This window comes from Glycomyces terrestris (genome assembly GCF_003933745.1).
In the GTDB taxonomy this organism is placed as follows: Bacteria; Actinomycetota; Actinomycetes; order Mycobacteriales; family Micromonosporaceae; genus Glycomyces; species Glycomyces terrestris.
Genome location: NZ_RSEB01000005.1, coordinates 374,398 through 399,730 on the forward strand (window position 1 = coordinate 374,398; position 25,333 = coordinate 399,730).

General features: G+C 72.5%; 24 protein-coding genes and 1 pseudogene. 12 read left to right on the top strand and 13 right to left on the bottom strand.

The genetic code is table 11. The features are described from left to right. Positions 1–72: 72 nt before the first annotated feature. The gene (locus EIW28_RS19570) at positions 73–939 is read right to left on the bottom strand and encodes an NAD-dependent epimerase/dehydratase family protein (RefSeq protein WP_125249385.1); all 867 of its coding nucleotides are present in this window, start codon (positions 937–939) and stop codon (positions 73–75) included. A gap of 105 nt (positions 940–1,044) precedes the next feature. Continuing rightward, the gene (locus EIW28_RS19575) at positions 1,045–1,701 is read right to left on the bottom strand and encodes a nucleoside/nucleotide kinase family protein (protein WP_187350633.1); all 657 of its coding nucleotides are present in this window, start codon (positions 1,699–1,701) and stop codon (positions 1,045–1,047) included. Between the two features lie 160 nt (positions 1,702–1,861). On the opposite strand from EIW28_RS19575, the gene EIW28_RS19580 reads away from it, so the two are divergent. Together EIW28_RS19580 and EIW28_RS19585 are read left to right on the top strand one after the other, a co-directional pair. Next, positions 1,862–2,230 (top strand): PadR family transcriptional regulator, encoded by a 369-nt coding sequence (locus EIW28_RS19580; protein ID WP_125249386.1) that lies wholly within the window; start codon positions 1,862–1,864, stop codon positions 2,228–2,230. Between the two features lies 1 nt (position 2,231). Then, complete coding sequence (locus EIW28_RS19585) at positions 2,232–3,596, top strand: permease prefix domain 1-containing protein (protein ID WP_125249387.1); 1,365 nt, start codon at positions 2,232–2,234, stop codon at positions 3,594–3,596. Between the two features lie 50 nt (positions 3,597–3,646). On the opposite strand, the gene EIW28_RS19590 is transcribed toward EIW28_RS19585, so the two are convergent. Genes EIW28_RS19590 through EIW28_RS19620 form a run of 7 tightly spaced genes read right to left on the bottom strand, consistent with a single transcriptional unit; the run spans position 3,647 to position 11,259 of the window. Further along, entirely contained in the window at positions 3,647–4,648 is a 1,002-nt protein-coding gene (locus tag EIW28_RS19590) for a sugar phosphate isomerase/epimerase family protein (RefSeq protein ID WP_125249388.1), read from the bottom strand. Continuing rightward, a complete protein-coding gene (locus EIW28_RS19595) occupies positions 4,641–5,480 on the bottom strand; it encodes a sugar phosphate isomerase/epimerase family protein (RefSeq protein WP_125249389.1) in 840 nt (279 codons plus the stop codon). Before EIW28_RS19595 ends, EIW28_RS19590 begins: the two co-directional genes overlap by 8 nt. Beyond that, on the bottom strand, positions 5,477–6,676 hold the full coding sequence (locus tag EIW28_RS19600) for a substrate-binding domain-containing protein (protein WP_125249390.1): 1,200 nt from the start codon (positions 6,674–6,676) through the stop codon (positions 5,477–5,479). Before EIW28_RS19600 ends, EIW28_RS19595 begins: the two co-directional genes overlap by 4 nt. Positions 6,677–6,690: 14 nt before the next feature. Next, entirely contained in the window at positions 6,691–7,683 is a 993-nt protein-coding gene (locus EIW28_RS19605; RefSeq protein WP_125249391.1) for an ABC transporter permease, read from the bottom strand. Next, positions 7,680–8,678 (bottom strand): ABC transporter permease, encoded by a 999-nt coding sequence (locus EIW28_RS19610; RefSeq protein ID WP_125249392.1) that lies wholly within the window; start codon positions 8,676–8,678, stop codon positions 7,680–7,682. The genes EIW28_RS19605 and EIW28_RS19610 overlap by 4 nt, the downstream gene beginning before the upstream one ends. Continuing rightward, entirely contained in the window at positions 8,675–10,165 is a 1,491-nt protein-coding gene (locus tag EIW28_RS19615; RefSeq protein ID WP_125249393.1) for a sugar ABC transporter ATP-binding protein, read from the bottom strand. The genes EIW28_RS19610 and EIW28_RS19615 overlap by 4 nt, the downstream gene beginning before the upstream one ends. After that, positions 10,162–11,259 carry a Gfo/Idh/MocA family protein gene (locus EIW28_RS19620; RefSeq protein WP_125249394.1) on the bottom strand — a complete coding sequence of 366 codons (1,098 nt, stop codon included), beginning with the start codon at positions 11,257–11,259 and terminating at the stop codon, positions 10,162–10,164. Before EIW28_RS19620 ends, EIW28_RS19615 begins: the two co-directional genes overlap by 4 nt. A 70-nt stretch (positions 11,260–11,329) precedes the next feature. On the opposite strand from EIW28_RS19620, the gene EIW28_RS19625 reads away from it, so the two are divergent. Both EIW28_RS19625 and EIW28_RS19630 read left to right on the top strand, forming a co-directional pair. After that, positions 11,330–12,565 (top strand): ROK family transcriptional regulator, encoded by a 1,236-nt coding sequence (locus tag EIW28_RS19625; RefSeq protein ID WP_125249395.1) that lies wholly within the window; start codon positions 11,330–11,332, stop codon positions 12,563–12,565. Positions 12,566–12,591: 26 nt separating this feature from the next. Continuing rightward, positions 12,592–13,527, top strand: coding sequence for an aldo/keto reductase (locus EIW28_RS19630; RefSeq protein WP_125249396.1), 936 nt, complete (start codon positions 12,592–12,594; stop codon positions 13,525–13,527). A gap of 232 nt (positions 13,528–13,759) precedes the next feature. On the opposite strand, the gene EIW28_RS19635 is transcribed toward EIW28_RS19630, so the two are convergent. Both EIW28_RS19635 and EIW28_RS19640 read right to left on the bottom strand, forming a co-directional pair. Beyond that, positions 13,760–17,098, bottom strand: coding sequence for a DUF4132 domain-containing protein (locus EIW28_RS19635; RefSeq protein ID WP_125249397.1), 3,339 nt, complete (start codon positions 17,096–17,098; stop codon positions 13,760–13,762). Between the two features lie 149 nt (positions 17,099–17,247). Beyond that, positions 17,248–17,820: a dihydrofolate reductase family protein gene (locus tag EIW28_RS19640; protein ID WP_125249398.1), complete on the bottom strand. Its 573-nt coding sequence runs from the start codon at positions 17,818–17,820 to the stop codon at positions 17,248–17,250. 87 nt (positions 17,821–17,907) lie between these two features. Here EIW28_RS19640 and EIW28_RS19645 point away from each other — a divergent pair, with 87 nt between their 5' ends. Both EIW28_RS19645 and nucS read left to right on the top strand, forming a co-directional pair. Next, entirely contained in the window at positions 17,908–18,477 is a 570-nt protein-coding gene (locus tag EIW28_RS19645) for a TetR/AcrR family transcriptional regulator (RefSeq protein WP_125249399.1), read from the top strand. Between the two features lie 71 nt (positions 18,478–18,548). Then, positions 18,549–19,214, top strand: coding sequence for an endonuclease NucS (gene nucS / locus EIW28_RS19650; protein ID WP_125249400.1), 666 nt, complete (start codon positions 18,549–18,551; stop codon positions 19,212–19,214). 55 nt (positions 19,215–19,269) lie between these two features. On the opposite strand, the gene EIW28_RS19655 is transcribed toward nucS, so the two are convergent. Next, a complete protein-coding gene (locus EIW28_RS19655; protein WP_125249401.1) occupies positions 19,270–19,695 on the bottom strand; it encodes a hypothetical protein in 426 nt (141 codons plus the stop codon). A gap of 447 nt (positions 19,696–20,142) precedes the next feature. On the opposite strand from EIW28_RS19655, the gene EIW28_RS19660 reads away from it, so the two are divergent. From EIW28_RS19660 to EIW28_RS25525, 3 genes and pseudogenes are all read left to right on the top strand, one after another. Beyond that, positions 20,143–21,231 (top strand): mannose-1-phosphate guanylyltransferase, encoded by a 1,089-nt coding sequence (locus EIW28_RS19660; protein WP_125249402.1) that lies wholly within the window; start codon positions 20,143–20,145, stop codon positions 21,229–21,231. Beyond that, positions 21,231–21,761, top strand: a complete 531-nt coding sequence (locus EIW28_RS19665) for a hypothetical protein (RefSeq protein ID WP_125249403.1) — start codon at positions 21,231–21,233, stop codon at positions 21,759–21,761. Before EIW28_RS19660 ends, EIW28_RS19665 begins: the two co-directional genes overlap by 1 nt. A gap of 327 nt (positions 21,762–22,088) precedes the next feature. Further along, positions 22,089–22,340: pseudogene (locus EIW28_RS25525) on the top strand (WhiB family transcriptional regulator); the annotation flags it as partial. 305 nt (positions 22,341–22,645) lie between these two features. Here the strand turns inward: EIW28_RS25525 and EIW28_RS19675 are convergent. Beyond that, on the bottom strand, positions 22,646–23,077 hold the full coding sequence (locus tag EIW28_RS19675; protein ID WP_125249404.1) for a metallopeptidase family protein: 432 nt from the start codon (positions 23,075–23,077) through the stop codon (positions 22,646–22,648). A gap of 120 nt (positions 23,078–23,197) precedes the next feature. Here EIW28_RS19675 and EIW28_RS19680 point away from each other — a divergent pair, with 120 nt between their 5' ends. The 3 genes from EIW28_RS19680 to EIW28_RS19690 all read left to right on the top strand — a co-directional run bounded on the left by EIW28_RS19680 (position 23,198) and on the right by EIW28_RS19690 (position 25,304). After that, positions 23,198–23,641 (top strand): DUF3499 domain-containing protein, encoded by a 444-nt coding sequence (locus EIW28_RS19680; RefSeq protein ID WP_125249405.1) that lies wholly within the window; start codon positions 23,198–23,200, stop codon positions 23,639–23,641. A 97-nt stretch (positions 23,642–23,738) separates the two neighbouring features. Further along, complete coding sequence (locus tag EIW28_RS19685; RefSeq protein ID WP_125249406.1) at positions 23,739–25,118, top strand: phosphomannomutase/phosphoglucomutase; 1,380 nt, start codon at positions 23,739–23,741, stop codon at positions 25,116–25,118. 3 nt (positions 25,119–25,121) lie between these two features. After that, positions 25,122–25,304, top strand: coding sequence for a Trm112 family protein (locus tag EIW28_RS19690; protein ID WP_125249407.1), 183 nt, complete (start codon positions 25,122–25,124; stop codon positions 25,302–25,304). Positions 25,305–25,333 lie beyond the last annotated feature (29 nt).

The following is a 25,333-nucleotide window of genomic DNA, read 5'->3' on the forward strand; positions in this document are numbered from 1 at the left end:
GGCGGTCGGGGCGGCAGTCCCTAATATGCGCCCCGTCCGCCGGCCGGTTGCCTCCGGCCCGGGTGTTCCGGATCAGACGTGGTCGCGCCAGGAGTGCCGCGGATCGTAGCCGAGCACGGTGCGCGCCTTGTCGATCGACAGGAGCGTCTCGTTGCCGGAGACGGGCCGCCGGAGCTCCAGGTCGGGGTAGTAGCGGGCGACGAGGTCGGCGGTGGGGGTGGTCATGACGGTGTCCGGGGAGGCGATCACGAAGACCTCCTTGCCGGTGCCCTCGCGTTCGAGGGCGCGGCGGACCGCCAGGGCGCCGTCCCTGGCGTCGATGTAGGACCACAGGTTCCACCGGCGCAGCTCGGGGTCGGCGTCGAACGCGGGGAAGGCGGCGTAGTCCTCGGGGTACATGACGTTCGAGAAGCGCAGGCCGGTGGCCTTGAGCCGCGGGTCCCAGCGGCAGAACTGGTCGACCATGGCCTCCTCCATGGTCTTCACCAGGGAGTAGGTGGACTCGGGGCGCGGGGCGTACTCCTCGTCGACCGGGAGGTACGGCGGCGGGGTCTCGAACGGGAGGCCGAGGACGGTCTCGCTGGAGGCCCACACGATGTTGGTGATGCCGGCGAGGCGCGCGGCCGCGAACACGTGGTAGGTGGTGAGCATGTTGTTGCGGAACACCGCCGAGTTCGGCTGGAGCCCGGGCGCGGGGACCGCGGCGAGGTGGACGACCGCGTCGAAGCCGTCGAAGCGGTCGTCGATGCGGGTCAGGGCCTCGACGGCCTGGCCGTAGTCCGTGAAGTCCACATTGGAGTAGGGGAAGGCGAAGGGGTCCGGGTGGTCGGGCGAGGGCCGCCGGTCGAGGTTGACGACCTCCCAGCCGTGCTCGACCAGGTCCCGCACGCAGGCCCTGCCGAGCTTGCCGCTGCCTCCGGTGACCGCCACGCGCGCCATCGCGCTCCCCCTTCGTCGGTGTGAACGCTCGCAGCCTACGTCCTGGAGTGCACTCCATGACAACCCCGCAGGTCGCGGGTGGCGACCGGTCGTCCGCCGAGCGCGTCAGGGGCGCCCGACGGCGAGGGCCTCGAAGTCGACGACGAGGTCGGCGCGGTGGCGGGTGGCGCGGATGCGCGCCGCGTTGCGCTCGTCGACCTCGGCCACCCAGCGGCGCGCGGCCTCGGGGCTCTTGCCGAAGCGCTCATGGCGGGCCACCAGGCGCTCCAGGCGCAGCGGCTCGGGCGTCTCGCAGTACCAGACCTCGGTGAGCGCGGCGCGCACCGCGGGCCAGGGGCCGTCCTCGTCGAGCAGGTAGTTCCCCTCGGTCGCCACGACCTCGGCCTCAGGCGGGACCGCGATCGACCCGGCCACGGGCTCCTCGACGCGGCGGTCGTACTCGGGCGCGTAGACGACGGCGCCGCGGTCGGCCGCGAGGCGTTCGAGGAGGGCGCGGTAGCCGTGGCCGTCGAAGGTGTCGATCGCGCCCTTGCGGTCGCGCCGGCCCAGGCGCACCAGCTCGGCGTTCGCGAGGTGGAAGCCGTCCATGGGGACCTGCACGGCCGGGGTGCCGGCCGCGGCGAGGGCGCGCGCGAGCCAGGCGGCCGCGGTCGTCTTGCCGGCGCCGGGGCAGCCGGCGATGCCGATGAGGGTGCGCCCGTCCGCGCCGCCGAGGGCCTTGACGCGGTCCAGGAGCGCCTGGGGGTCGTCTGCGTAGTCCACGCGCCGAACTTAGCCCAGGGCGCGCCGGGCGGGCGGCGCCGGTGCGCGGTGCGGTCGCGGGCGCGTCCGGGGACGGGTTGACGGCCACTGGACCCTAGAGCTACGATGCATAGAACAGCAAGGCATAGAAGTTCTAGGTAACGAAGGAGGCGCTCCCCTCATGCACATCGCAAAAGACCTCGTGGCGGCCTCGGCCACCCCGCTCGTCCTCGGCATCCTCGCCGAGGAGGAGAGCTACGGGTACGCGATCCTCAAGGAGATCAGCGACCGCTCCGGCGGCCGCCTGGAGTGGACCGAGGGCCTGCTCTACCCGCTCCTGCACCGGCTCGAGCGGCTCGGCCACGTCGAGTCGTCCTGGCGCACGCCCGAAGGCGGGCGGCGCCGCAAGTACTACGCGATCACCGAGGAGGGGCTGCGCGAGCTCGCCGAGCAGCGCAAGCAGTGGGCCGCCGTCACCGACGCGCTCCAGGACGTCTGGAAGGCCACCCGCGCCCTCGCTCCCGTCGCCCCACCGGCCCTGGAGGCATGACATGACCGGCACCGACACCGAACTCGAGGCCCAGATCGCCGAATGGCGCTCGTACATGCTGCGCCGCAAGGCGATCAGCGAAGCCGACGTCGACGAGCTGGAGGACCACCTGCGCGAGCGGGTGGGCGACCTGACCGAGTCGGGACTCAAGTCCGACGAGGCGTTCCTCATCGCCGTCAAGCGCATGGGCCGCATGGACGAGCTCTCGCGGGAGTTCGCCCGCGAGCACTCCGACCGGCTCTGGAAGCAGCTCGTGCTCGACCCCGACCGGGACGCCGCCGCGGAGGCCGAGCGGCGCCGCGGCCTCCTCGTCATGCTCGCCTGCGCGGCCCTCGGCGTCGTCGCGGTCAAGCTCCCGGCCCTGTTCGGGTACGGCTTCGACGGGAGCGGGGACTTCTACGGCCGCAACCTGGGCCTGCTCGTGCTCGCGCCGCTCGCGGCGTACTTCGCGTGGCGCCGGCGCCTCGGGGCCGGCGCGATCGGCGCCGTCGCGGGCCTGTTCGCGCTCGGCGCGGTCGCGAACAACGCCTACCCGCTCGACGCCGACTCGCAGTCGATCGTCCTCAGCGCCATCCACCTGCCGCTGCTGCTGTGGTTCGTCGTCGGCGTCGCCTACGCGGGCGGCGAGTGGCGCTCGGGGCAGCGGCGCATGGACTTCATCCGGTTCACCGGCGAGTGGTTCATCTACCTCGTCCTCATCGGACTCGGCGGCGGCGTGCTCACCGCGTTCACCGTCGGCGTGTTCGGCGCCATCGGCGTCGACGCGGAGGTGTTCATCTCGGAGTGGCTCATGCCCTGCGGGCTCGCGGCCGCGATCGTGGTGGCGGCGTGGCTCGTCGAGGCGAAGCAGAGCGTCATCGAGAACATGGCGCCGGTCCTCACCCGCGTGTTCACGCCCCTGTTCGCCGTCACACTCGTGGCGGTGCTCGTGGCGATCGGCGTGACCACCAATGCGATCGACGTCGAACGCGACATGCTCATCCTGTTCGACCTGCTGCTCGCGGTCGTGCTCGGCCTGGTCCTGTACTCGATCTCGGCGCGCGACGCCGCGGCGAAGCCGGGGGTGTTCGACTGGATGCAGCTCGCGCTCGTCGTCAGCGCCCTGCTCATCGACGTGCTGGTGCTCGTGGCGATCCTGGGCCGCATCACCGAGTGGGGCTTCACGCCGAACAAGAGCGCCGCGCTCGGCGAGAACCTGGTCCTGTTCGTCAACCTCGCCTGGACGGCCTGGCTGTACGTCGCGATCATCAGGCGCCGCAAGCGGTTCGCGGTGCTGGAGAACTGGCAGACCGGGTACATGCCGGTCTACGCCGCCTGGGCCGCGGTCGTGGTGCTGGTCTTCCCGCCGCTGTTCGCCTTCGCGTAGCGGGGGAACCGGGCCCGGGCCGCCCCGCGCGGGGCGGCCCGGGCCCGCGCCTACTTGGACCCGAACGCGGCGTCGAAGGACGCGGCGGGCGGGTCGAAGTTCAAGCCGCGCACGAACTCCACGGCCTCGGCGGCGCCGCGGAGGCGGTCCATGCCGGCGTCCTCCCACTCGACCGAGATCGGCCCGGCGTACCCGATGCGGTTGAGCACGCGGAAGCAGTCCTCCCACGGCACGTCGCCGTGGCCGGTCGAGACGAAGTCCCAGCCGCGCCGCGGGTCGCCCCACGGCAGGTGCGAGCCGAGCCGGCCGTTGCGCCCGTCGAGGCGCCTGCGGGTGTCCTTGCAGTCCACGTGGTAGATCCGGTCGCGGAAGTCCCACAGGAACGCGGCCGGGTCGATGTCCTGCCACACCATGTGGCTCGGGTCCCAGTTGAGCCCGAACGCGGTCCGGTGCCCCACGGCCTCCAGCGCGCGGTGCGTCGACCAGTAGTCGTAGGCGATCTCCGAGGGGTGCACCTCGTGCGCGAAGCGGACCCCGACCTCGTCGAACACGTCGAGGATCGGGTTCCAGCGGGCCGCGAAGTCGTCGTAGCCGGCCTCGATGACCGCCTCGGACACCGGCGGGAACATCGCCACGTACTTCCACACGGCCGAACCGGTGAAGCCGATGACGGTGTCCACGCCGAGCTTCGCGGCGGCCCGCGCGGTCGCCTGCATCTCCTCGGCCGCGCGGCGGCGGACCCCTTCGGGCTCGCCGTCGCCCCACACGTGCGCGGGCACGATCGCCTTGTGCCGGTCGTCGATCGGGTCGTCGCAGACCGCTTGGCCCACCAGGTGGTTCGAGATCGCCCACAGGCCGAGCCCGTGCGATTCGAGGATCGCCTTGCGCTCGGCGACGTACTCGTCGTCGGTGGCGGCGCGGCGCACGTCGAGGTGGTCGCCCCAGCACGCGACCTCGAGGCCGTCGTAGCCCCACGAGGCCGCGAGCCGGCACACCTCCTCGAACGGCAGGTCCGCCCACTGTCCGGTGAACAACGTGATCGGTCTAGGCATCGAGACTCCTCAGATAGGTCAGGCCGTCGACGGCGATGGCGTCCTGGGTCGGCGCGAGCGGCCGCCAGATCGAGGCGGCGGTCGCGATGGTCGCATTGTGCGCCGTGAACGACTCGATGACAAGGGGCCCTGCGTATCCGGCGTCCCCGAGGGCGCGCAGGAGCGCGGGCCAGTCGAGGTGGTCGCGGCCGGGCGCGCCCCGGTCGTTCGCGGAGACCTGGACGTGTGCGATCCGCCCGGCGGCCCTGGCGATCGCCGCCGGGAGGTCGGTCTCCTCGATGTTCATGTGGTAGACGTCGAGCGCCAGGCCGACGCCGTCGAGGCCGTCGAGCGCCTCCAGGGCCTGGTCGACGGTGTTGATCAGGCTCGTCTCGTAGCGGTTGAGCGGCTCCACGGCGACGGTGACGCCCCGCTCGGCGGCGTACTCGGCGACGGGCCGGAGGTTGGCCCGCAGCTCCCGGTACGCCGCCGCGCGGTCCCCGATCCGCCAGGTGCGGCCCACCGACGCGTACGCGGGCCCGGCGATCACGCCGGAGCCGACCGCGGCGGCGGCGTCCACGACGCGGCGCAGGTACTCCTGCGTCGCGGCGACGACTTCCGCTGGGGCCGCGACGAGCTCGCGCCCAGGGCCCATGACGAGGACCACCGTGGCGGCGAGGCCGAGCCGTTCGAGGAGCCCGGCCGCGCGCGCGGCGTCCCAGTCACCGGGGGACTCGACCGGGAGCTCGATGACGTCGAACCCCCAGTCGCGCACGCGCGGCGCGAGCCGGGCCAGGGCCTCGTCGTCGAGCGGCGAGGCCCAGACCCAGGTGTTGACGCCGAGGCGGGTCAACGGTCCTGCCAGGCGTCGGGGAAGCCGGGCAGGTCCTCGCCGCCGAACTTGGCGTAGTGCAGCGAGGGCATGTCCGCGTTCGTCTCCAGGTACTGGTCGAGCTCGGCCTCGGTGATCGGCTCCTGCGGGAGCACCCACTCGGCCGGGACCTGCTCGCCCGCGAGGATCATCGTCGCGGCGATCACCGGGGTGCGCCACTGGAAGTTCGAGTACACGGGCGCGAGCGCGGTCATGCCGGTCTCCTGCCACTTGCGCATGAACGACAGCTCGTCCTCGCCGGTCATGACCGGGTAGGGCGCGCCGGCGTCCTCGAACGCCTCGATGGCCGCGACGGCGCCGTCGCCGGCGTCCATCCAGATGCCGTCGACCTCGCCGCGCTGGAGGTACTGCGTGACGATGTTCTTGATCTCGGCGGCGTCGCCGCCGGTGAACTCGTCGCCGAGGATCTCCAGCTCGGAGTCGGCGAAGATCTCCTCCGCGGCGGCCCAGCGGTTCTCGAGGACGTCGACGCCCGGGAGGATGCGCAGGGCGAGCACGGTCGAGCCGGGCTCCAGGTTCTCCACCAGGAACTCGGCGGCGTCGGCGCCGAAGGCGTAGCCGCCGATCGGGTGGATGAACGTGACGGCGCAGTCGGTGTTGACGCCGCGGTCGAAGATGATGACGGGCACGCCGGACTCGCAGGCCGCCTCGACGGCGGGCGTGAGGGTCGCGGTGGTCGACGGGGAGATGATGAGGGCGTCGCAGTCGCCGGAGTCGACGAACGCCTGGATGTCGCTGATCTGCTGGTCGTCGTCGTCCCCGGCGTCGGAGTGGCGGAACTCGCCGATCTGGCCGGACTCCTGGAGGACCTGGACCTGCTGCTGCATGGTGATCCAGCCGGTGACGCGCCACGGGTTGGAGACCGAGGCGTTCGAGAAGCAGACGGTGGCGTCGCCGCCCTCCTGCGCGAACGCGCTCGTGTCGACCCATTCGGGCTCGATGGCCTGGAGCCACGGCGTGGCCGGGTCCCCTTCGGGTTCGATGTCGCGCTGGGCGAGCTGCCGGTCGTAGTCGGCCTGCACGAACCACTCGTCGCCTGATTCGGCCTCGGTGGCGGTGTCCTCGGCCTCCTCGGTGGGGGCGTCGGTGGTGCAGGCGGTCGCGAGCAGGATGCCGAGGGCTGCCGCGGCGGCCGCGGCGATACGGGTTGTCCGCATGGTTGACCTTCTTCTCATGAGGGAGTGGGAGTTGCGGTGGCGGTCGGAACGGGTCGGCGCCGGGCCGCGTACGCGACGGCGGCGATGATGATGGCGCCCTGCACGGCGGGCCGGAGCGTCGCGGGGAGCGCCATCTGGTTGAACAGGGTGAACAGGGCCTCGATGACGAGGGCGCCGGCCATGGCGGCGAGGACGGAGCCGCGGCCGCCGCCGAGGACGACGCCGCCGAGCACCACTGCGGTGATCACGGTGAACTCGAGGCCGTCGCCGACTTGGGCGCTGACGCCGGCGAAGCCGCCGATGAGGACGCCCGCGATCGTCGCCGACAGTCCTGAGAGGACGAAGGCGAGGGTGCGGGCGGCGCCGACGCGGGCGCCGGAGAGCGCGGCGGCGCGCTCGTTGTCCCCCGCGGCCATGAGGACGCGGCCGAAGCGGGTGCGCATGAGCAGGACGGAGCCGGCGCCGACGGCGATCATGATGAGCAGGGCCCACGGGATCTGGCCGAGGACGGGGACGTCCTCGATGCCCATGCGCCCGAAGACGCGGAAGGACTCCGAGAGCGAGCCGGTGGGGGCGCCGCCGGTCCACAGGCGGATCGCGCCGTAGAGGACCAGGAGCATCCCGAGGGTGGTGATGAACGACTGGACCTTGAGCGCGGTGGTGATGAGGCCGTTGACGAGGCCGACGCCGATCCCGAAGAGCACCATGGCGACGAGCACGGGGGCGGTGCGGGACTCCTCGCCGTCGATGAGGCGGGCGGCGATGACGACCTGGGCGCCGACGAGCGCGCCGACGGACAGGTCGAAGTTGCCCGACACGATGACGAAGTACTGGCCGGCGGCGAGGATCACCAGGGGCGCGGCCTGCTTGAGGAAGGCCATGAGCGAGGGGCCCTGGAAGAAGCCGGGGTTCATCGCGAACACGGCGGCGAACACGAGGACGAGCAGGACGAAGACCGTGGCGGTCGGGTTCGTCGCGCGCAGCAGCAGGTCCTTGGCGCGGGTCATGACGCCCTCCCTTCTGCGAAGCGGGGCCTGCGGGCGGCGGGGTCGAGCTGGCGGCGGGCGTAGATGGCGACGGCCGCGATGATGACGGCGCCGCGCAGCACGTCCTTGGCGAACGGGTCGATCTGCATGACGTTGAAGACGGTGTCGAGGACGGCGAGGATCGCCACGCCCGCGACGGTGCCGGCGACGCCGCCCTTGCCGCCGAGGAGGAGGGTGCCGCCGAGGACGACCGCGGCGATCGCGTCGAGCTCGTACAGGTTGGTGTACGCCTCGGCCGAGCCGGTGCCGAAGCGGGCGGCCAGGAGCAGGCCCGCGACGCCGGCGGTCATGCCGCACAGGACGTGCGCGGCCATGAGGGTGCGGCCGGTGCGGATGCCGGACATGCGGGCGACGTCGGCGTCGCCGCCGACGGCGTACATGTGGTGGCCGGTGCGCGTCGAGCGCAGGAACCAGATCGCGGCCGCGGCGACGGCGAGCATGACCACTGTGGAGACGGGCACGGGCCCGATGCGGGTGTAGCCGAACTGCTGGAACAGCGCGGGCACGTCCCCGGCGGGGCCCTTGTACTGGGTGTCGAGGTAGCCCTTGATGATCAGGCCGGTGCCGAGGGTGGTGATGAACGGGTTAACGCCGAGGTAGGCGGTGACGGCGCCGTTGGCGGCGCCGATGAGGCCGGAGACGAGGAGGACGGCGGCGACGGCGAGCGGGATGTTCGCCACCTGTCCGTCCATGGTGGTCGCGGCGACGAGGCTGGAGAGCGCCGCGGTGTACCCGACCGAGAGGTCGAGGGAGCGGCACAGGATCACCAGGGTCATGCCGATGGCGAGGAACCCGGTGAGGCTGGTGCGGGTGAGCATGTCGACGAGGTTCGCGGTGGCGAACAGGTTCCCGCCGTCGATCGCGGTCGCGACGGCGCCGGCGGCGAGGACGCCGGCGAGCGCGAGGTAGATGAGGGCGGTGGTGCCGAGGCGGGGCTGGTGGGGGCGCTGGGTCATTCCGGTGCCCTTCCGGTCGCGTAGGCCATGACCTGCTGCTCGGTGGCGCCGCCGGGGAGCTCGCCGGCGATGCGGCCGTCGTGGAGGACGACGATCCGGTCGGCGAGGCCGATGACCTCGATGAGCTCGGAGGCGATGAGGAGCACCGCGAGTCCTTCGGCGGCGAGGTCGCGGACGACGGAGTAGAGCTTGTGCTTGGCGCCCACGTCGATGCCGCGGGTGGGCTCGTCGAGGACGATGACGCCGGGCTCGGCGGCGAGCCATTTGGCGACGACGACCTTCTGCTGGTTGCCGCCGGAGAGGAAGCGGACCTCCTGGTCCTCGCCGCGGGCGACGAGGTCGAGGCTGGAGAGGATGCCGGAGACGCGGGCGAGGCGGCGGCGGGAGTGGACGCGGGCGTTCGCGTCGAGGACCATGCGGGCGTTGGCGCGCACCGACTGCCGCAGGGCCAGGCCCTGGGCCTTGCGGTCCTCGGTGACGAGGGCGATGCCGGCGCCGATCGCCTTGCGGGGGCCGGTGATCCGGACGGGCCGGCCGTCGACTTCGACGGCGCCGCGGGTGAAGGGCGCGATGCCGAAGACGGCCTCGGCGATCTCGGTGCGGCCGGAGCCCTGGAGCCCGGCGAGGCCGACGATCTCGCCGGCGCGCACCTCCAGGTCGATCCCGTCGACCCAGTCGTTCCCGCCGCCGGCGACCTTCAGGCGGACCTCGCCGGGCGCGGTGCCGGGCAGGGGCGCGGGGAACTGGGCCTCGATGCGGCGGCCGACCATCTTGGCGACGAGGTCGTCGGGGGTGGTGTCGGCGGTGGCGGTGGTGTCGACCAGTCGGCCGTCCTTGAGGACGGTGATGCGGTCGCACAGGTCGAAGATCTCCTTGAGCCGGTGGGAGACGTAGAGGACGGCGGTGCCGCGCTCGCGCAGGCGGCCGACGAGGCGGTAGAGGAGTTCGACCTCGGCGTCGGCGAGCGCGGCGGTCGGCTCGTCCATGCAGACGAGGCCGGCGCCCTGGGAGAGGGCCTTGGCGATCTCGGTGATCTGCTGGTGCGCGACCGAGAGGGAGCCGACCTTGGCGGTGGGGGCGAGGTCCTCGACGCCGAGGTCGGCGAGGACCGCGGCGGTCGCGTCGACCATGGCGCGGCGGTCGATGAGGCCGCGCCGCTTGGGTTCGCGGCCGAGGTGGACGTTCTCGGCGACGGTGAGCTCGGGCAGGAGGTTGAACTCCTGGAAGACCGAGGCGACGCCGGCGTGCTGGGCCTGGAGGGGGTGGGTGAAGGAGACGGCGCGGCCGTCCAGCTCGATGGTGCCGGCGTCGGCGGTGTGGACGCCGGCGAGGATCTTCATGAGCGTGGACTTGCCGGCGCCGTTCTCCCCCACCAGGGCGTGGACCTCGCCGCGGGCCACGGTGAGATCCACTGAGGAGAGCACGGGGACGCCGAGGAACGCCTTGTCGATGCCGCGCATGGCGAGCAGCGGCGCGGTGGCGCTCATGCGGGCACCTCCGCCCAGTCCCTGGCGCGGGCCGAGGCGGCGACGGCCTCGGCGATGCGGGCGGCGCGGAGGCCGTCCGCGAACACCGGCAGCCCGTCGGGGGCGTCGCCCGCGATGGCCGCGCCGGTGTCGGCGACGAAGGCGTTGAAGCAGTCCTGGTAGCCCTGGGCGTGGCCGCCGGGGACGCGGGCGAGGCGGGCGGCGTCGGGGCTGAGGTGGTCGGGGTCGCGCATGAGGACGCCGTTGACCTCGCGGCCGCCGATCCACAGCGTCTCGGGCCGCTCCTGGTCGAAGGCGAGGGTGGCCTCGGTGCCGGAGACCTCGAGCAGGAGGCGGTTCTTGCGCCCGGCGGAGACCTGGCTGACGACCGTGGAGCCGATCATGCCGCCGGCGGTGGCGAACTGGAGCGTCACGATGTCCTCTGTGGAGACGTCGCGGCCGCCGCGGCGGCGGTTGGCGGTCGCGAGCTGCGCGGAGACGGCGGTGATGCGGTCGCCGGTGACGAACTCGAGAAGGTCGCACCAGTGGGAGCCGATGTCGCCGAAGGCCCGCAGGGCCCCGCCCTTGTCGGCGTCCACGCGCCAGTTGTCGTCGTCGGGTCGCAGCAGCCAGTCCTGGAGGTAGGAGCCGTGGGCGAGGGTGAGGCGCCCGATGCGGCCGGCGGCGACGCGGGCGCGGGCCTCGCGGACCATCGGGTGGAAGCGGTAGACGAACGGCACGGTCGCCACCACCCCCGCCGCGGCGGCGGCCTCGGTCATGGCGCGGGCCGTGTCGAGGTCGGTGGCGAGGGGCTTCTCGCACACCACGTGCTTGCCGGCGGCGATGGCGGCCAAGGCGATCGGGGCGTGGAGGTGGTTGGGGACGCAGACGTGGACGACGTCGGCGGCGTCGATGAGCGCGCCGATGTCGTCGAAGACCGCTTCGGCCCGCAGCGCGGGGGCGGCGCGGCGGGCCCGCTCGGGGGTCGAGCCGGCGATCCCGGCGACCGTGCCGCCGGCGGCGGCGATGGCGTGGGAGTGCACCCGCCCCATGAAGCCGGTGCCGATGACGGCGGCGCGGTAGGTCGTCGGCCGAGTGATCGTGACGTGAGCCATATGACGACCGTAGGGCAGACTTATGACGAAGCACAAGCAAAAGTTGCCCGCGTTATGAAACAGTTATGACATGAGCACGACCGAACCCGTGTGGTTCACTAGTCCCGTGACAGATGGTTCGACCGAGCGGCACCGGCCGGCCCCAGCGGCCGCCGCCGGGGCCGGCACCCTGCTCCAGCTGCTGCGGGACGGCGTGCCCCGCACCAGGTCCGAACTGTCCGCCCTCACCGGCCTCGCCCGCTCCACCGTCACCGGCCGCGTCGACGCGCTCCTCGCCGCCGGGCTCATCGCCCCCTCCGGCGAGACCGCCTCCACCGGCGGCCGGCCCCCGGCCACGTTCGCGTTCAACCCCGCCGCGAAGATCGTCCTCGGCGCCGACCTCGGCGCCACGCACGCCCGCCTCGCCGTCACCGACCTCGCCGGGACCGTCCTCGCCGCCGTCAACGCCGACCTCGAGATCGCCTTGGGCCCCAAGGCCGTCCTCGACTGGGTCGTCGAGCACGGCCGCAAGCTCCTCGACGAGGTCGACCGGCCCGCCGCCGACCTCCTCGGCATCGGCGTCGGCCTCCCCGGGCCCGTCGAACACTCTGCCGGGCGCGCCGTGAACCCGCCGATCATGCCCGGCTGGGACGGCTTCGACGTCCCCTCCTATGTGCGCGAACGGCTCCCGGTGCCGGTCCTGGTCGACAACGACGTGAACATCATGGCCCTCGGCGAGCACTTCACCGCCTGGCCCGAGTACGAGCACCTGCTCTTCATCAAGGCCGCCACCGGCATCGGCTGCGGCATCATCGTCGGCGGCCAGGTCTACCGCGGAGCCCAGGGCGCCGCCGGCGACATGGGGCACATCCGCGTCGCGGGCGCCGACGACGCCCAGTGCCGCTGCGGGAACACCGGCTGCCTCGAAGCCGTCGCCTCCGGGGCCGCGATCGCCGCGGCGCTCACCGCCGAGGGGATCCCCGCGGGCGGCTCGCTCGACGTCGTCGAGCTCGCCCGCTCCGGCTCCGTCCCGGCCCTGCGGCGGGTGCGCCAGGCCGGACGCGACATCGGCGAGGTCCTCGCCGGGGCCGTCAACTTCTTCAACCCGTCGATCATCGTCATCGGCGGCTCCCTCGCGCTCGCGGGCGACCACCTCATCGCGGGCGTCCGCGAGGTCATCTACCAGCGCTCGCTCCCGCTCGCCACCAGGCACCTGCGCATCGCCGCCGCCCGCACCGGGGAGTCGAGCGGCGCGATCGGCGCGGGCGTCATGGTCATCGAGCACGCCCTCGACCCGGCCCGCCTGAACGCGGGCACCGCGATCTGAATACCAACTCGATAGGACGGACCACCATGCAGCGCAACACCCTCGGCAAGACCGGACTCGAAGTCGGCCCGCTGTGCATCGGCACCAGCACCATCGCCGGGTTCACCGAGACGTACGGGTACGACGTGGACGACGAGCGGGCGGTCGAGACCATCCTCGCGGTCTTCGACAGCGACGTGAACTACCTCGACACCGGCAACAACTACGGCAAGGACGGCCTCGCCGAGCGCCGGGTCGGCGAGGCGATCCGCCGCCGCGGCGGCCTCCCCGACGGCTTCGTCCTACAGACCAAAGTGGACGCCGACCCGGTGACCGGCGACTACTCGGGCGCGCGGGTGCGCCGCTCGGTGGAGGAGAGCCTGGAGCGCCTCGGCGTCGACCGCCTCCCGATCCTGGCCCTGCACGACCCCGAGTTCATGTCCGGCGGCCAGGACGGCTTCGGCCCCGGCGGCGCGCTGGAGGCGCTGGTGGAGCTGCGGGACGCGGGCGTGGCCGACCACCTCGCGGTCGCGTCGGGCTCGGTGGAGGTCTCGCAGCGGTTCCTGGACACCGGCGAGTTCGACGTGGTCCTCAACCACAACCGGTTCACGCTGCTCAACCGCGAGGCGCAGGGCCTGTTCGAGGGCGCGCGGGCCAAGGGCCTGGGCGTGCTCAACGCGGCTCCGTACGGCGGCGGCATGCTCGCGAAGGGCCCGGCGCGGCAGCCGAAGTACTGCTACGGCGAGCGCGACGAGGCGTTCGCCGCGAGCGCCTTCGCGATGGCGGAGGCGTGCGAGGCGGCGGGCGTCCCGCTCGCGGCGGCGGCCCTCCAGTTCTCGACGCGCTCGCCGCTCGTGGACGCCACGGTGGTCGGCGTCTCGCGGCCCGAGCGCATCCGCGAGACCCTCGACCTGCTCGCCGTCGAGATCCCCGACGCGCTGTGGGAGGAACTCGAATCCCTGCGCCCCGAGGCCCGCATCTGACCGAGCCCGGCCCGGTGCCGGTGCGCCGGCCACCCTGAAGGCCCGTCGGGGCCCTGGGGTTGGGCCCCCGGTCTGCAATGGTGCCCGGCGGGTACGACAGTCCGCCGGGGTCTGACGGCGTTCAGCGGCGGCCGCCGCTCGCCGGGCACCACGCAGGTCTTCCGGGACCCCGGGGTTGGGCCCCCGATGTCCAAGCGTGCCCGGCGGGTACGACAACCCGCCGGGCGCGGGCTCAGTTCGAGCGCGAGAGGCGCGTCACGGTCCGGAGCGCCTCGGAGATCCGCACCGGGTCGACCTCGCCCGTCTCGGGCAGGCCGACCGAGATCTTCGTGATCGTCTGCTCGCCGTCGTCGTAGCCGTACCCGGGGTGGACGCCCGGGTCCGAGTTGATGAGCAGGTAGCCGCCCTCGGGGAACCGGCAGAACACGCCGTAGGCGCCCTGCGCGGCCTCGCCGAAGTGCCAGCCGCGCTTGAGCAGGCCGATGATCGGGCCCGCGCCGGTCTTCGCGCCCTCGAACCGGGCGACCCGCCCGGACTCGCGCTCCTCCGCCGTCAGCTCGAACACCGGCCGCACCAGCTGCTCGAACGGCTGGAGGATCTCGTAGTCCGCGAAGACCTCGGCCCACGCCTCGACCCCCTTGCCGAGGCTCAGGGGGTGCGCGATGCGCACCTGCGCGTCCTCCGGCAGGTCGAACGGCTCGTCCTCGACGTCGGCCGGCGTGCGGTCCTCGGCGAGCCGGAACGACCGCCAGCCGTCCTCAGTGGAGTACTCCCAGACGAGGCGGCCGGTGAGCTGCCACGTCACCGGGTGCTCCACCAGGTAGCGCCGGAACTCCGCCACCGTCCAGCTGCGGCACTGCACCATCGCGTCCTCCAGGCGCTTGACCTGCTCGGTCGCCGCGGACTTGATCTCCTTGCGCAGCAGCGCGAACCGCTCGTACGCGGGCTGGGCCAGGTCGGGGTCGTCGCTCACGGCCGGCTTCGGCGCGCTCGCGCGGCGCTTGCCCTTGGCGTCGACGACGTACGGCTTCAGCGCCTCGTCGAACTTCACGGTGAACGCGCGCGGCCCGTAGTCGAGGACGAGCGGCGCGTCCGAGGAGAGCCCGAAGTCCGGCACCAGCCGGTCGGCGAGCTGGTCGAGGGTGAGCTCCAGCCGCTCGGCGATGACCTCGATCTGCGCGGCCGCGGTCTTCTTGAGCGCCTTGAACTTCGCGTTCGAGGCGATCGACTGCACCGACCGCAGCGCGGCCTCCGACCCGATGTGGCCGAGGATCTCCAGGCCCCGCACCGCCTTGCGGTTCTGGCTCTGGCCGGGCCATTCGCGGATGAGCGCGGTCAGGCCCCGCACGGTGCGGTCGTCGGCGAACCGGCGCAGCTGGTCCATCGCCCAGCCGTCCTTCGACGGCGAGCCCACCGAGAGCCACAGCTCGAACAGGCCCCACGAGAACGCGGTGAGCGACACCGGGTCGCATTCGGCCGCAAGGAGGTCCGCGCCCGGGTAGAGCCGGTCGGGGTCGTCGAGCGCGAGCGCCGCGATGAACGTGCGCACCGCGTCGGCCGGCAGCGCGGCCCCGCGCCCCCGCAGCAGCAGCGGCGGGAGCATCCCGGGGTCGGCCCAGGCCGGGGCCTTGGAGACGCGGCGCTGCGGGTCGAGCGGGTCGGCGTCGACGATCGCGGCGACCGCCGCGGCGGCTTCGGGCCCGTACGCGGCGGCCTGCTCGTCGAGGACGGGCCGGTGCGCGGCGGCGAGGTGCCGGAGCGCCTCGGCCGCGCTCAGGCGGCGCTTGGCGTCCTTGCCGAGGGCGTCGGGGATGAGCAGCGCCGCGGCGTCGGCGGCGTGCCGGTCGAGCCAGGCGCGGCCGAGCGCGCGGTCGCCGCGGGGGCGGGCGACGAGGTCGGCCGCGACGCGGGCGGCCTCGACGTGCACGAAGGGCAGCAGGACGCTGCGCATCGAGGGCCGCTTCTTCGCGAGTTCGAGGACCCGCGAGGCGGCCTCGTCGCCGAACCTGGCGAGGATGGCGCGGAGGGTCCCGACGTTCTCCAGCTCGGAGAGCCCGCCCTCCCACAGCGCCAGCGCGGCGCGGGCCTCCTCGTTGCTGGACCAGGCGAGGTACTGGCCGAAGTAGTAGTGCTTCGGGTCGGGGCCGTTCGGCATCATGCGGCCCCACCGCGCGGGGTCGTTGATGAAGTAGGAGGCCCAGGAGCCCGGCACGATCTTCCGCCACTCCTCGCGTTCACCCGGGGCCCAGCGGAGTTCGTTGACGTCGGGGGCGGCGAGTCCGGCGACGGCGGTCTTGGCGGCCTTCCCGAACGGCGCCCACGGGGGCGTGGCGAAGGCGTCGGGGAGCGTCTCGGCGACGGGGTGGCGGCGGGTCGAGGCGAGGAGCTCCTCGACCACCGCGCGCCGTTCGGCGTCGAGGTCGGGCAGGCGGTGCTTGAGGCCGAGTTCGATGACGAGACCGGCGATGCGGGCCCGGGCGTGGGGCGGGGCCGTCGGCGCGGTCGCGGCGACGGCGCGGAGCGTGCGCACCGGGAACCGGCCGGCGGCCTCGCGCAGTGCGGCCAGCGCCTGGGGGCGGACGGTGTGCTCGGTGAGGTAGGCGATGCCGTCGTCGGAGGGGAGCCGGGCGATGAGGTCGTAGATGCGCTCGCGGTTGTCGGCGCTGGGCTTCGCGTCGCCGTCGAGGGTGGCGGTGAGGAGCGGGAGGGCGTCGGTGCCGAGGGTGTGGGCGAGCCTGGCGAAGGAGGGCTCGTCGAGCCAGGGCTCGTCGTCGAGGGCCTTGATGCCGATGAGGTCGAGGTGCTCGGCGGTGGAGGCGATCGCCCAGACGATGTTGGCGCCGTGGGTGTAGCGGCGGTGGGAGGCGAAGACCGTGCAGGCGTCGCGGACCCAGTCGTCCTGCTTGGGCATGAGCATGGCGGCCACGAGCACGTGCGCGTCGGAGGTGCGCCTCGCGGCGAGGGCGTTCCGGGCCCGCTCGTAGTCCTCATCGGACATCGCGGCGAGGAGTGAGCGGGTCTCGGCGAGGGCCGTGAAGGCGTGGAAGCGGTGCCGGGTGATGCTGTAGACCGAGTGCGGGCTGAAGTCGAATCGGGAGCCGGTCGGGTGGTGCTCCCTGCTGCGGTGCCAGACCAGGGAGTTGGCGAACAGCTCGGCGACGGCCTCGACGGCGAACACGGCGCCGTGCCGGGCCGTCCAGGCGCGCATTGCGATGCGGTGGATCTCCTCCTGCCGGCCGCCGGTCACGGAGCGGAGGTAGTGGGGGGTCCCCTTGTGCGCCAGGCGGTCGAGGAGGGCGACGGCGAGCGCGGCGGCGTGGGGGTCGGTCTCCTGGGCGATGCCGGAGCGCAGCGTCTGCTCGACCGGGGTCCCCTTGACCACCTCGAACGGGGCTTCGAGGGCTTCGGAGTGGGCGGTGAAGAGGTCGAGGAGGCGTTGGGGCGCATCGGGTTCGGCGGGGACGGGCCGGGGCGTGCCGCGGCCGCGGCGGTCGAGGAGGTGTTCGGCCCAGTCCTGCGGGAGCGCGGGCGCGTCTTCACCGGGGACGGAGGAGGAGCGGTTCAGGTTCACGTGAGCGAGCATAGGAACCCGGTACGACACGGGCGGGCCGGGGAGCGGCGGCGTCCGGTGCGCCGCGGCGGGCCCGGGAACGGGGGTCCCGGGGGCCGCGCCGCGGCGTGTTCGTCCTCATCGGACTGGTTGGCGGGTGTTCATGGCGCTCACCGCTTCCGGTAGGTCTGGACGGTCATGCCGGAGTCGAAGGTGCGGTTCTCGACGAGGTCGAAGCGCAGGGGCGCGTAGGGGCCGTCGAAGAGCGGGAGGCCGCCGCCGAGGACGAGCGGGTACCGCTTGAGGACGATCTCGTCGATCTCGTCGACCAGGGAGGCGGCGAGCTTGCCGCCGCCGCAGAGCCAGATGCCCTTGCCCTCTCGGCGTTTGAGTTCGCGGACGGTCGCCACCGCGTCGCCGGCGACGAAGGTGACGTCGGGGGCGAGCGCGGGGTCGAGGGTCGCGGAGAACACGTACTGCTCGAGGTGGGCGTACGGACTCGGGTAGCCGGTCTCCAGGCCGGGCAGGTAGGTGCCGCGGCCCATGATCACGGTGTCGTACAGGCGGTTCGGGGCCCCGGCGAGGCCGACCGCCTCGCGCGCGGCGGTCGGGACGGTCTCGGGCCGCACCTCGTTGATGAACTCGACGAGGTCGGGCTCGATGGGGAGCCGGTCGTATTCGCCGTTCGGGCCGGCGATGTAGCCGTCGAGGGTGGCGCCGACGTAGTAGGTCAGCTCGCGCATATACACTCCGTTTGAAGTACTATGAATGAAGTGGTTTCAAGTTACCACTACACTCGGAGTGGTGTCAACCCAGGATCGAGGAGCCCGATGCGACAGAACCCCGAACGCCGGACCGCCCTGACGGACGCGGCCATCGAAGTGCTCGCCGAGCAGGGGGCCCGCGGGCTCACGTTCCGCGCCGTGGACCAGCGCGCGGGCGTGCCGACCGGCACGGCCTCGAACTACTTCCCCAACCGCGATGCCCTGCTCACGCAGGCCGGCCGCCGGGTGTTCGAACGCCTCGACCCCGGCCCCGAGGCCGTGGGCGAGGCCCTCGCACTCCCCCGCACCCGCGCGTCGGTCGACCGGCTCATGCACGAGATGGTCGACCGCATCACGGCCTTCCCCTCGGGCCACCTCGCGATGCTCGAACTGCGCCTGGAGTCGACCCGCCGCCCCGAGCTGCGCGCCGTCCTCACCGAGCAGATCCGCGCGAACCTCCAGGAGAACATCGACTTCCACCTCGCCTCGGGCCTCCCCGGCGACGCCGAGACGGTCGTCCACCTCTACCTGGCCCTGAGCTGGCTCATCGTCGAGCGCCTCACCCTCCCCGACCTCTTCGACGCCGACCGCACCGCCGACCTCATCACCACCCTCGTCGCCCGCCTCATCCCCTGAAAGACAAGCCGACGCCTCAGCCGGAAGAGCACACGCGGGCCGCGTTCCCGCACGGCGGTAGGGTGCTTGCCATGCGTTTGTTGGTGGCTCGTTGCCAGGTCGACTACACGGGGCGCCTGTCCGCCCACCTCCCGATGGCTACCCGCCTCATCATCTGGAAGGCGGACGGGAGCGTGCTGGTGCACGCCGACGGGGGGTCGTACAAGCCGTTGAACTGGATGACGCCGCCGTGCACGGTGGTGGAGGGCGCGACCGAGTGGACCGTCACCTCGAAGAAGACCGGCGACCAGCTGAAGATCTCGATCGAGGAGGTCCTGCACGACTCCAGCCATGAGCTCGGGGTCGACCCGGGGCTCCAGAAGGACGGCGTCGAGGCGCACCTCCAGGAGCTGCTGGCGGCCGACACCGCGCCGCTCGGCAAGGGGTGGACGCTGGTGCGGCGGGAGTACCCGACCGCGATCGGGCCGGTGGACCTCATGTGCCGCAACGCGGACGGCAGGCACGTCGCGGTCGAGATCAAGCGGCGCGGGGAGATCGACGGCGTCGAGCAGTTGACCAGGTACCTGGAGCTGCTCAACCGCGACCCGCTGCTCGCGCCGGTCGACGGGGTGTTCGCCGCCCAGGCCATCAAGCCGCAGGCGCGGGTGCTCGCCGAGGACCGCGGGATCCGGTGCGTCGTCCTCGACTACGACGACCTGCGCGGCGCGGTGGACGAGAGCCAGCCCCGGCTGTTCTGAGCGAAAGCGCGAAGGGCCGCAGCGCGTTCGCGCTGCGGCCCTTTCGTTTGGGGGTCTACTCGCCGTAGACGGAGTCCTCGGCGTCCTCCCAGATCTGCTCGCACTCCTCCTGGGTGCCCGCGCCGGAGTCGACGCAGTCCTGGATCGTCTGCTCGCGGATGTCGTCGGCGGCCTTGCCGATCTCGTTGAACACCAGGGCGTTCATGGCGAAGGTGACGCCGATGGCGAGGATGCCGAGCACGAGGCCGGTGCCGCCGGTCCCCTTGCCCTTGCCGGCGCGCTTGCCGGCGGCGACGAGGCCGATGATGCCGAAGATGACGGCGAGGATGCCGAGGGGGAGGGCGGTGAAGACGTTCGCGATCGGGATGAACGCGAAGACGAGGCCGATGATGCCCAGCACGAGGGCGGTGACGCCGAAGCCGTTGCCCTGCTTCACGGGGACGGGCTGGGGGACGGGCGCCGGGGCAGGCGGGTAAGCCACGGGGGAACTCCTTGGTACTCGTTCTCTTTGGGTGGGCGGAACTGCGGCGAGTCTAAGGGGTCGCTGCAAGTGCGCGGCATTCCCATACCGGCGGAAAACCGAGATACCGCTCAGCGGTGACCGCTCGGACCAGGACCATCACCGACCGTGTCGATCCTGTGTGTACTCACCCAAAGCGCCCTCGGCGCCACGGTGCGCAGTCCCGGGGTCGCGGAGTGCCCGCGGCGGCGGCCCGGGCGGACCGGGGCCGGGCCGGCGCACCTGCGTGCACGGGACGCCAGGGCTCCGGCGGACCGGGGCCGCGCGAGAAGTGTCGGCAAGCGGTATCTCCGCTCGTCGGCGGCGAGAATTGACCGCGACTTCACCCCGCGGCAACGGCCGCGTCACCGCGGCGGCGCCGTCGCGGGGGTGAACACGCACGTGGGAGCGGCATGTAAGACTAGTGGCATGCTTCACGCGGTGGTCCCCGCAGGCGGTTCCGGAACCCGGCTCTGGCCCCTGTCTCGCGCGCAACGACCCAAGTTCCTCCTGCCGCTCACCGGCACGGACTCGTCGCTGCTCCAGTCGACGGTGGAGCGGGTCCGGCTGCTGTCGCGCCCCGACCAGGTCTACGTCGTCACCGGCGCCGCGCACGCGGTCGACGTGGCGCGCCAGCTCCCTGAGGTGCCCGGCGACAACATCCTCGTCGAGCCCTCCCCGCGCGACTCCGCGGCCGCGATCAGCCTCGCCGCCGCCGTCATCGCCGAGCGCGAGCCGAAGGCGGTGATGGGCGCGTTCGCCGCCGACCATCTCGTGCAGGACGGCGAGGCGTTCGCGAAGACCGTCGAGCGCGCCATGGAGCTGGCCGAGACCGGCCTGCTCATGACCATCGGCATCAACCCGACCGGCCCCGACACCGGCTACGGCTACCTGCGGCTCGGCTCGGCCGTCGGCCCCGGCTACCAGCTGGAGGCGTTCGTCGAGAAGCCCGACCAGGTCTCGGCGGTCGAGTACGTCTCGGCCGGGAACTACCTGTGGAACGCCGGCATGTTCGTGTGGCGCGTCGACGTGTTCCTGGAGGAGCTCGCCCGCCGCCGCCCCGCGCTCCACGACGCGGTCCGCACCCTCGCCGGCGCCTGGGACTCCACCGGCCGCGAGGCCCTGTTCTCGCAGCTGTGGCCGACGCTGGAGAAGATCTCGATCGACTACGCCGTCATGGAGCCGGCGGCCGCCGCCGGGCGCGTCGGCGTCGTCCCCGGCGACTTCGACTGGCACGACGTGGGCGACTACAACACGCTCGGCCAGGTCCTCAAGGCCGCCGACAAGGTCGGCAACGTCGTCGTCGGCAACCGCGGCGCGGGCGAGGCGCTGCTGACCGAGTCGAAGCGGAACGTCGTCGTGCCCGCGGCCGGGCGCCTCGTCGCCGCCGTGGGCGTGGACGACCTCATCATCGTCGACACCCCCGACGCGCTCCTGGTGTGCCCCCGGGACCGCGCGCAGGAAGTGAAGGGCCTGGTCGAGGAGTTGAAGCAGTCCCAGCGGGACGACCTGGTCTGATGGCGCCCCCGCAGCTCGGGCCGCGCGCCCGCACCGTCCTCGCCGCCGTCCTGCTCGTCTTCGCCGCGACCGTGATCGCGGTCGCGGTGTCGCAGTGGCTGACCGGGGCCGGGAGCGACCCGCGCGACGACGTGCTCAGCCGCGCCGCCGGCATCGGGTTCACCGACGAGGCCCGCGGCACGCTCTTCTCGATCCTGCCGGTCGCTTTGCCCCCCTTCGCGGCGGTTCTCGTGCCCGGGACGCGACCCGGACGGGTGATCGGCGGCCTGGCCCGTCTCGTGTCCGTCGCCTATCTCGTTATCGGAGTGCTGCTGGCGCTGTCGGCGGCGCGCTACGGATTCGACGACGCCAGGCAACTGGCGGAGGAGGGACAGGTCTTCATCGACACGCGGGCGGCGGTCGAGCGACTGGTGCTCGACGGCGTCTGGCTCGCTTTGGCGGGAATCGGACTCGCGTTCGCCGTGAAGGCGCGTCCACGCGAGCGAAACTCCACTGCGGAGGCTGTCAAGCAAGGTCCCCCGCAAGCGTGAGTCTGAGGGGTCCTTCCATCGTTCGGATCACTGTGCGCTATCGTCTGATATCGAACCGTTATCGAATAGCGATGAGGACTCATCGTCCATAGAGATGAGTCAGGCGGCGCGGCCCCATCTTCAGGCCGCCCGCGGGGGCACCGGGCTTTGTAGAAGCACAGTATTCGGATTTGACCGAGCGGGCGACCGGCGCGCCCGCCGCAGGGCCGTACGCGTTTCAGGGGAGGGGACGCGTCCGCGCTCCGAGTCCGCGTACCCGGTGCCGTGCAAGTGATTGCAAGGGGGGAGCACCGGTTCACCGGTGCGCGAACGAGGAGGCGGACGTATATGGACGGCCGTGACTACTTGGCCGACCTGTTGGGTAACGTTCCGGAGTGGCAGGTTCGCGCATTGTGCGCGCAGACCGACCCGGAGGCGTTCTTCCCCGAGAAGGGGGGCTCCACGCGCGATGCGAAGCGCATCTGCGCGCGGTGCGAGGTCAAAGAGAACTGTCTGCAGTACGCACTCGACCACGACGAGCGCTTCGGGATCTGGGGCGGGCTCTCCGAACGGGAGCGCCGCAAGATCAAGCGCCAGGCCAGGGAGGCGGCGCGCCGGCGCCACGAGCGGCTGCCGGTCGTGGTGTGCCTGCCGAGCCCGATGATCAACCCCGCGCTCGCGTCGGAGTTCGCCTTCACGGCCGAGACTCCGCACCCGGAGCCGGTCCTCACGGGCGGGTTCCGCAGCGAGGCGCTGATGGACGAACTGGTCGGCCCCCGCCGGGGCGAGCCGGCCGCGACGCGGGCATCCGAGCCCGCGCCCGAGCGCGCGATGGTGGCGGCTTAGGGACATCCCTGCGAGCGGATTGAGGGGGCGGGATCGCGCGATCCCGCCCCGTCGCCGTCTCAGAACTCCAGGTCCTCCGGCGGCAGGTTCAGCAGGGACGCGAGCTGCTCCACGAGCACCGACCGCACCAGCGACTCCATGTCCGGCTTGCTCTCGGCCCGCAGCTCGATCGGCCTGCGGTAGAGCACGATCCGCGGCGCGGCCGCGACCGTGCCGGGCTGGGCCGGGTAGAGCTTGGAGAGCGGCACGCCCCGGTCCTCGACGATGTCGGCGTCGTACGTCTGCGACTCCGGCGGCACCTCGTCGACCGCGAACTCGATGTGCCGCAGGTCGGTGAACTTCGAGCCCAGGGTCTCGGCCAGGCGCCGCTCGATCGCGACGACCGACTCCATCACCAGCGCGTCGAACTCCTCGACGGGCGTGCGCCGCAGCGGCAGGGCGCCGGGCGCGAGCGGGCCCCGCATGCCCCGTCCGTGTCGATCTCTGCGCATGGGGCCACCTTAGCGTCCGGGTCGGACGAAACCGGCCCCCGAGACCCGCCGGCCGCGAATCGATCCGCGGCCACTGGTCAGCAACACCGACTTCGACACCGCGAGTGGTAGTTTCGTGGGGTGAGGTCGGATCGGCGTTGCTCCCGGAACGGCTGCCGCCAGCCTGCGGTGGCCACTTTGACATATATCTACTCGGATTCGACGGCTGTGGTCGGCCCGCTCTCCACGACGCGGGAGCCCCACAGCTACGACCTGTGTGATGCGCACGCCCGGCGCCTCACCGTGCCCCACGGCTGGGAGCTCGTCAGGCACCAGGGCGACTACGCCGTGCCCATGCCCACCGACGACGACCTGGTCGCCCTGGCCAACGCCGTGCGCGAGGCCGCCGCCGGCGACCGGCACGAGGCCGACCCCGGTGCGCCCGACGACGCCGCCACCCTGGCGAGCCGCCGCCTCGCCGAGACCGAACCGGCTCCGCGCCAGGGCTTCCGGCCCGCGGGCCCCCAGTTCGGTGCCCGGCGTCACCTCCGGGTGGTGTCCGGCGACGAGGACATGCAGGGATAGTCTCGTCTGCGGGGCGGCCCCTCCGCAGCGGCGCGGCGCGGCCGCGGAGGCCGACTCCCCCGACAGGCCCCGCACGACCGGAAAGGCGGCATCGACCGTGGCTCCCAAGCTCAGTGAATTCGTGAAGGCCTACGACGTCCGCGGACTCGTCGGTTCGCAGCTCACGCCCGAGGTCATGGAGGCGATCGGCGCTGCCGCCGTCGCCGTCACCGGCGAGACGACGTGGGCCGTCGGCCACGACATGCGCGACTCGGGGCCCGGCTTCGCCGAGGCGTTCGCGCGCGGCGCCGCCCGCGCCGGAGCCGACGTCGTCGACGCCGGCCTGTGCTCCACCGACATGCTGTACTTCATCGCCGGGCAGCGGAACGTCGCCGGCGCGATGTTCACCGCCAGCCACAACCCCGCCGAGTACAACGGCCTCAAGATGTGCCTGCCCGCCGCGCGGCCCATCGGCCTCGACACCGGCCTGGCCGACATCCGCGACAAGGCGCAGGCGATCCTCGACGGCGAGCCGGCGCCGGTCTCCGACAAGCCCGGGACGACCACCAGCGAGGACTTCCTCGCCGCGTACGCCGCCTACATGCGCGAACTCGTCGACCTCTCCGGCATCCGCCCGCTCAAGATCGTCGTCGACGCGGGCAACGGCATGGGCGGCCACACCGTGCCGGCCGTCCTCGGGGACCAGCTCCTCGACGCGCTGCCGCTCGAGATCGACGCGCTCTACTTCGAACTCGACGGCACCTTCCCCAACCACGAGGCGAACCCGCTCGAGCCGGCGAACCTCGTCGACCTCCAGGCCCGCGTCAAGGAGGTCGGCGCCGACCTCGGCCTGGCCTTCGACGGCGACGCCGACCGCTGCTTCGTCGTGGACGCCGAGGGCGCGCCCGTCACCCCGTCCGCGATCACCGCGCTCATCGCGACCCGCGAGCTCGAGAAGCACCCCGGCTCCGCCGTGTGCCACAACCTCATCACCTCGAAGGCCGTCCCCGAGATCATCGCCGAGCACGGCGGCCGCCCGCTGCGCACCCGCGTCGGCCACTCCTACATCAAGGCCGTCATGGCCGAGGAGGACGCCGTCTTCGGCGGCGAGCACTCCGGGCACTACTACTTCAAGGACTTCTGGTTCGCCGACACCGGCATGCTCGCGGCGATGCACGTGCTCGCCGCGGTGGGCGGCTCCGACCAGACGCTCGCCGAGCTGGCCCAGGACTACGTCCGATACACCGCCTCCGGCGAGATCAACTCCAAGGTGGACGACCCCGGCGCGAAGATCGACGAGGTCGCCGCGCACTACGCCGGCCAGGGCGGCGTCGAGACCGATCTCCTGGACGGCCTCACCGTCTCCTTCGCAGACGGCTCCTGGGCCAACCTGCGCCCCTCCAACACCGAACCGCTGCTGCGGCTGAACGTCGAAGGCCCCGACCAGGCCTCGATGGAACGGCTGCGCGACGACATCCTCCGCATCGTAAGGAACTAGCCCATGCCCGCCACCGCGCCCAAGCCAGTGCTCCTCGAACTGCTGCGCTGCCCCGAGCCCCACCACGCCCCGCTCTCGTTCGACCGCGAGACCAACGCGCTCACGTGCTCCGAGTGCGCCAAGGTCTTCCGCGTCGAGGACGGCATCCCGGTGATGCTCCTCGACGGCGCCGGCGACCAGGACTGACCAGGGCGCGGCGGGCCGGCCCCGACGGC

Bases quoted from the DNA above. Each gene is read 5' to 3' on its own strand.
- EIW28_RS19690 (WP_125249407.1), top strand. From the start codon at position 25,122: ATGCCCGCCACCGCGCCCAAGCCAGTGCTCCTCGAACTGCTGCGCTGC.
- EIW28_RS19660 (WP_125249402.1), top strand. From the start codon at position 20,143: ATGCTTCACGCGGTGGTCCCCGCAGGCGGTTCCGGAACCCGGCTCTGG.
- EIW28_RS19620 (WP_125249394.1), bottom strand. From the start codon at position 11,259: ATGGCTCACGTCACGATCACTCGGCCGACGACCTACCGCGCCGCCGTC.
- EIW28_RS19615 (WP_125249393.1), bottom strand. From the start codon at position 10,165: ATGAGCGCCACCGCGCCGCTGCTCGCCATGCGCGGCATCGACAAGGCG.
- EIW28_RS19645 (WP_125249399.1), top strand. From the start codon at position 17,908: ATGCGACAGAACCCCGAACGCCGGACCGCCCTGACGGACGCGGCCATC.
- EIW28_RS19585 (WP_125249387.1), top strand. From the start codon at position 2,232: ATGACCGGCACCGACACCGAACTCGAGGCCCAGATCGCCGAATGGCGC.
- EIW28_RS19605 (WP_125249391.1), bottom strand. From the start codon at position 7,683: ATGACCCGCGCCAAGGACCTGCTGCTGCGCGCGACGAACCCGACCGCC.
- nucS (WP_125249400.1), top strand. From the start codon at position 18,549: ATGCGTTTGTTGGTGGCTCGTTGCCAGGTCGACTACACGGGGCGCCTG.
- EIW28_RS19610 (WP_125249392.1), bottom strand. From the start codon at position 8,678: ATGACCCAGCGCCCCCACCAGCCCCGCCTCGGCACCACCGCCCTCATC.
- EIW28_RS19600 (WP_125249390.1), bottom strand. From the start codon at position 6,676: ATGCGGACAACCCGTATCGCCGCGGCCGCCGCGGCAGCCCTCGGCATC.
- EIW28_RS19590 (WP_125249388.1), bottom strand. From the start codon at position 4,648: ATGCCTAGACCGATCACGTTGTTCACCGGACAGTGGGCGGACCTGCCG.
- EIW28_RS19640 (WP_125249398.1), bottom strand. From the start codon at position 17,820: ATGCGCGAGCTGACCTACTACGTCGGCGCCACCCTCGACGGCTACATC.
- EIW28_RS19570 (WP_125249385.1), bottom strand. From the start codon at position 939: ATGGCGCGCGTGGCGGTCACCGGAGGCAGCGGCAAGCTCGGCAGGGCC.
- EIW28_RS19675 (WP_125249404.1), bottom strand. From the start codon at position 23,077: ATGCGCAGAGATCGACACGGACGGGGCATGCGGGGCCCGCTCGCGCCC.
- EIW28_RS19580 (WP_125249386.1), top strand. From the start codon at position 1,862: ATGCACATCGCAAAAGACCTCGTGGCGGCCTCGGCCACCCCGCTCGTC.
- EIW28_RS19625 (WP_125249395.1), top strand. From the start codon at position 11,330: ATGAGCACGACCGAACCCGTGTGGTTCACTAGTCCCGTGACAGATGGT.
- EIW28_RS19665 (WP_125249403.1), top strand. From the start codon at position 21,231: ATGGCGCCCCCGCAGCTCGGGCCGCGCGCCCGCACCGTCCTCGCCGCC.
- EIW28_RS19630 (WP_125249396.1), top strand. From the start codon at position 12,592: ATGCAGCGCAACACCCTCGGCAAGACCGGACTCGAAGTCGGCCCGCTG.